The 573-nt window shown below is 61.3% G+C and carries 1 pseudogene; it reads left to right on the forward strand.

Annotated elements, in window-relative coordinates:
* Positions 1 to 573: pseudogene (locus EAE90_RS23340) on the forward strand (ImcF-related family protein); the annotation flags it as partial.

Raw genomic sequence — 573 nt, forward strand, 5'->3', positions numbered from 1 at the left:
CGCCTGAGATGTTAGCAGAGAGCCTGCACAGCCTGATACCCACGCTGGCGAACCGGGGCATGGAACAGGCGATAGCGGAGAACCGTCACGATTTTCTGTTGCGACTGGCGCAGTCTTTGCGGGATGACGGGGTGACACGTCTGGTCCAGCAGTTGACGCCGTTGCTGGACCGGCCGCCGATAAGGCTGTCGGGCGTGACGTTCAGTTTACCGCTGCCGGTGCCGTCAGGGATGGTGGAGCATGGCTGGCTGGTGGAGGCCAGTTGGAATGGGGTGCTGGAACAGGTGCGCGATAGCCGGGGGCAGGCGGTGGGTTTTCCGTGGGAGAAAAGTGCGCAGTGGGGCGTGATAGCGCTGGCGGCGTTGTGGGGAATCGGCAGTATAACCTCGTTTTGGGTTAACCGGTATCAGATAGCGGTGAGCCGTGAACGCATCAGCGCGGCCAGTGACCGTCAGGGAGATTTATCGGCCCGTTTGCTCAGTCAGCATGGGCTGCAACGGGAGATTGACCGGTTGCAGTCTCAGTCAGAGCGGGGGGCGCCCTGGTACAGCCGTTTCGGGTTTAATCAGAATG

It is taken from the genome of Photorhabdus caribbeanensis (assembly GCF_018448885.1).
GTDB lineage: Bacteria > Pseudomonadota > Gammaproteobacteria > Enterobacterales > Enterobacteriaceae > Photorhabdus > Photorhabdus caribbeanensis.